The sequence below is a fragment of the Roseovarius sp. genome (genome assembly GCF_040219995.1).
Taxonomy (GTDB): Bacteria; Pseudomonadota; Alphaproteobacteria; order Rhodobacterales; family Rhodobacteraceae; genus Roseovarius.
Map to the genome: position 1 here is coordinate 1 of NZ_JAVJUC010000002.1, position 4,466 is coordinate 4,466.

The 4,466-nt window shown below is 61.2% G+C and carries 5 protein-coding genes; 4 read left to right on the forward strand and 1 reads right to left on the reverse strand.

All coding sequences use genetic code 11. The annotated features are described in order from the left end of the window. The coding region (locus tag RID11_RS00075) for a heavy metal translocating P-type ATPase (protein ID WP_350134627.1) at positions 1-2,351 on the reverse strand (2,351 nt) is incomplete at its 3' end. A 138-nt stretch (positions 2,352-2,489) separates the two neighbouring features. On the opposite strand from RID11_RS00075, the gene RID11_RS00080 reads away from it, so the two are divergent. From RID11_RS00080 to RID11_RS00095, 4 genes are all read left to right on the forward strand, one after another. After that, a complete protein-coding gene (locus tag RID11_RS00080; RefSeq protein ID WP_350134630.1) occupies positions 2,490-2,699 on the forward strand; it encodes a heavy-metal-associated domain-containing protein in 210 nt (69 codons plus the stop codon). Positions 2,700-2,871: 172 nt separating this feature from the next. Continuing rightward, positions 2,872-3,294 (forward strand): hypothetical protein, encoded by a 423-nt coding sequence (locus tag RID11_RS00085; RefSeq protein ID WP_350134633.1) that lies wholly within the window; start codon positions 2,872-2,874, stop codon positions 3,292-3,294. 73 nt (positions 3,295-3,367) lie between these two features. Beyond that, complete coding sequence (locus RID11_RS00090) at positions 3,368-3,589, forward strand: hypothetical protein (RefSeq protein WP_188678696.1); 222 nt, start codon at positions 3,368-3,370, stop codon at positions 3,587-3,589. Next, positions 3,589-4,466, forward strand: an 878-nt coding sequence (locus RID11_RS00095; protein WP_502949322.1) for a TolC family protein, incomplete at its 3' end; no start/stop codon positions are given. The genes RID11_RS00090 and RID11_RS00095, both read left to right, overlap by 1 nt.

The following is a 4,466-nucleotide window of genomic DNA, read 5'->3' on the forward strand; positions in this document are numbered from 1 at the left end:
CCTGACACCGGATAAAGCACGCCCGCCGCAACCGGGATCAGGGCGACGTTGTATCCAAATGCCCAGAAAAGGTTCTGGCGGATGTTGCGCATGGTGCTCCGCGACACCTCGAGGGCGTTCACGACGCCGCGCAGATCGCCTGACATCAGCACCACATCTGCGGATTCGATGGCCACGTCTGTACCGGTGCCGATGGCGATACCCACGTCCGAATGGGCAAGCGCGGGTGCGTCGTTGATCCCGTCGCCAACGAACGCGATGCGCTTGCTAGCGCCGCGCAAATCTTCCAGCGCCGCCACCTTGCCGTCGGGGAGAACGCCAGCGATCACATGGTCGATGCCGATTTCGCGGGCGATAGCCTCTGCCGTTTCGCGCTTGTCACCGGTGATCAGGGCGACCTTCAGTCCCTGTGCGTGCAATGCGCGGATTGCAGCGGCGCTGGACGGCTTCACCGGATCGGACACCGCGATGACGGCGGCGACACGACCGTCGATCGCCGCGAAAAGTGCGGTGCGGCCCTGTTCGGCCAGCCGACGCTCCTCGTCGGCCAGATCGCCGATTGTCAGCCCCTCGCGGGTCATCAGGCGGTCGGCCCCGACAAGCACCTCGCGGCCCGCCACTTTTGCCCGCACGCCGTGGCCGGTGATGGATTCAAAATCCTTGGCGTCATGCCGCGCGACGCCCTCGACCTTTGCCGCGCGCACGATTGCCTCTGCGATCGGGTGTTCCGATTGCGCCTCCACAGCGGCGACAAGCGCCAGCACCTCGGTGCGGTCAAAGCTGTCCGCAAGCACGAGATCGGTCAGTTCCGGGCGGCCCTGGGTAACCGTTCCGGTCTTGTCCAGCGCCACCACATCCACGCTGGATAGCTGTTGCAACGCGTCGCCCTTGCGGAAGAGCACGCCCATCTCGGCGGCACGTCCCGTGCCGACCATGATCGACGTCGGCGTGGCGAGCCCCATCGCGCAGGGGCAGGCGATGATCAGCACAGATACACCGGCCACCAAAGCAAAGGACAGCGCGGGCGAAGGACCGACCAACAGCCAGACAATCACCGTCAAAAGCGCCAATGCCATGACAGCGGGCACGAACCAGAGCGTGATCCGGTCCACCAGCCCTTGAATCGGTAGCTTGGCGCCCTGCGCCTCTTCGACCATCCGGATGATCTGGGCCAGCGTCGTGTCGGCGCCCACACGCGTCGCGCGGAAGTGGAAGGCACCGCTGCCGTTGACGGTGCCGCCTGTGACGGGATCGCCCACGGATTTGGCGACCGGCACCGGTTCGCCGGTGATCATACTCTCATCCACACGGGCACTGCCTTCGGTCAGTTCACCATCCACTGCGATCCGCTCGCCAGGGCGCACGATCAGAATGTCGCCAGCGACGATGCGTTCGATGGCCACATCCTGCGGCTCCCCGTCAACCAGCACACGGGCCGTCTTTGCCTGAAGGCCCATCAGCTTCTGGATCGCAGCCCCGGTCCGGCCCTTGGCGCGGGCCTCCAGCCAGCGGCCCAGAAGGATCAACACCACGATGACCGCCGCCGCCTCGAAATAGACCGCGCGCGATCCCGCGGGCAGCAGCGTCGGTGCGAAAAGCGCCACAAGTGAATAGATGTAGGCCGCCGATGTGCCAACCGCGACAAGGCTGTTCATGTCCGGCGCGCCTTTCAACAGTGCCGGGAAACCGCGTGTGTAAAAAGTACGTCCTGGCCAGAGCAGGACTGCCGTGGTCAACACGAACTGGATCATCCAGCTGGCCCGATGGCCGATGGTGTCACCGATCAGACCGTGCATGCCGGGGATCAGATGTGCGCCCATCTCAAGTAGAAACACCGGCAGGGCGAGGGTCGCTGCCACGACAGTCCGTCGTGCCAGAACCCGCGCCTCTTCGTTCCTACGGGCTCCTGCGTCTTCCGATGAACTATCTTCGGCCTGAGTGGCGGGGTAACCTGCGTCGCTGGCCGCCCTGATGAGGTCGACAACCGCGACCGCGCCCTCCAGATAGGTGACCGTAGCGGTTTCCGAGGCCAGGTTGACGTTCACGTCCAGCACGCCCGGCAGCACTGCCAGTGCCTTGTCCACCCGACCGACGCACGAGGCACAGGACATGGATGAAATGTTCAGACGTACGCTCCCGGTACGGGCCGGATAGCCGATCTCCTGAAGGGTCGTGGCGATTTCGGCGATGCGCTCCGGTGCGTCGATCTGCGCCTGGGCGGTCTCGTTGGCGAGATTGACACGGATATCGCTGACCCCCGGCAGACGCGTGAGGCCACGTTCCACGCGGCCGACGCAGGAAGCGCAGGACATGTTTTGCAGGGAAAGCCGAAGGGTGCGCGGATCCGACATGAGAATCTCCTTGTTCTGATACTCCTGCAGATAGGGCCTCCAGTTACTGGAAGGTCAACAGGCATGTAGAATAAAATTCTGGCCATTGACCTTCCCGCGCCGGAACGCCTTACATGCATGTCGTCAAAGGAGATTGCGATGTTCAGATTCAGCGTACTGAACATGAGTTGCGGCCATTGTACCGCTTCCATCCAAAGGGCCATTATGGCGGCCGACCCAGATGCAACGGTTTCGTGCGATCTGACTTCACGTATCGTCGACGTCGACAGCACTCTGGATGAAACTGCATTGGCCGCAGCGATCAGCGATGCGGGCTACAGGTCTGAGAAGCTGGCAGAGGTTCAGTAGCCAAGATGCGTCAGCAACGCTCCGCTGAGCCGAGATACTGGCTCTCTCCATGTCGCTGATATGCAACACTCTCTGACAGCAGCGGCCAAAACTCGCCTGTTTCAAAAAAAGCGACAAACCTTCCTGCGCAGGACGGATTGACTGTACTGCATCGCTCTCCGATATTCGCGGCATGAGCTTTCGAGTTTTCATATCAAGCTGGTCAAGGGCGTTTACGTGCATTGCGTTTGCACTGGCATTGGTGTTTTCACCACCTTCTGCCGCTCACGCTGCGTCCGGCATGCATGACGGACATCAAGCCAAGTCTGTTGGTGTCGTTGGTGCTGCCATGACTCATGACACCGGAAGCGATGCGCATCACGCGCATGAGAAGCTTGGGGTCGCAAGCGACATCGACATCGCAGCGTCCGACAAGGATGGCAAAGAGCAACAATCCCAAGAGTGTTGCAACGGCATCTGTATTTCTGTCGTCTTCATCGAAGACACCAGGATCAGAGCAGAGCCGGTTGGTACAAGTGAATATGTCATTCTGGACGGTCGAACGTATTCGGTAGAAACAGCAGGGTTTCTTCGGCCCCCTCGATTCCTGATCTGAACCGGCGCCCAAATCGGGTGTGAGCCTTGCGCAGAGTCTGCGTGAGACAACGTTCACCAATCAGGTTACTTTCATGAAAATTCATCTACTTGTGGGGGCTTCGGCCCTCGGGCTTGGCGCATGCGCCTATGAGCCCACCCCGTTGCCGTCCGTCGCGACTCAACAGGCCGTCGTCAACGCGGCAGTTTCGTCACCGATCAGCTATCAGGACCCCTTGGCGGGCTACACCTATCGCGGCCCTACAGGTCCCCGCGACTGGCGTTCCGTCAATCAAGAACAGACGGAGGGCAACTGATGCGGGTATCGAAATTTCCGCTGGTTTTCGGCTTTCCGCTAATCTTGGGTGCCTGTGCTACAGCAGTGCCGGGCATCTACACGGAACCAAAAGCTGGCTTCGCCAATATTTCCAGCCAGGTCACACCAGCCATTGGCAAACGGACAGCTTTCGCCGAAACCCAGGCCGAAAACGAGGCCTTGAAGAAGCAGGTGCACGCAATGGTGCACCGCAAGACCATTTCGGCGGACACCGCCGTTCAGGTCGCGCTTCTGAACAACAAGGGGTTGCAGGCGTCCTATGCGAACGTTGGCCTATCGGCCGCAGAGGCCTGGCAGCAATCGACGCCGGAAAACCCGATCGTGTCGATTGGTATACTGGGCATCGGTGCGCCCGAACTGGGTGCCTACAGGGCGATCGAGGGACTGATCCGGTCGAACGTGCTCGATGCCACCACTCGCAAGCAGCGTACGGCCATTGCAGACGCAAATTTCCGGCAGGCTCAACTGAGCGCCGTGAACGACACACTCGCACTGGCCAGTCAGACCCGGAAGGCATGGGTCGATGCCGTATCTGCCTTCGAGGCCGTGAGCTATCTGCGCCGTGCGAAAGCTACCTCTGACGCCGGATCGGAATTGGCTATGAGGCTGGGCGAGACCGGCGCGCTCAACACAGCCGGGCAGGCCCGTGAACAGGCATTCAATGCCGAACTCGCCGGACAACTTGCCCAGGCACGCTTGAATGCTACCCGGTCCAAAGAGCAGCTGACCAGGCTCATGGGGCTGTGGGGCACCGAAGTCGACTATTATGTGCCCGATGCCCTTCCTGCGCTGCCGCGTTCCGTCGGCCGTGTGACTGACATCGAAGCGAAAGCATTGCGAAATCGGGTTGATCTGCG

Excerpts from the sequence above, each read along its gene's own strand:
- RID11_RS00080 (WP_350134630.1), top strand. The coding sequence starts at position 2,490 with ATGTTCAGATTCAGCGTACTGAACATGAGTTGCGGCCATTGTACCGCT.
- RID11_RS00085 (WP_350134633.1), top strand. The coding sequence starts at position 2,872 with ATGAGCTTTCGAGTTTTCATATCAAGCTGGTCAAGGGCGTTTACGTGC.
- RID11_RS00090 (WP_188678696.1), top strand. The coding sequence starts at position 3,368 with ATGAAAATTCATCTACTTGTGGGGGCTTCGGCCCTCGGGCTTGGCGCA.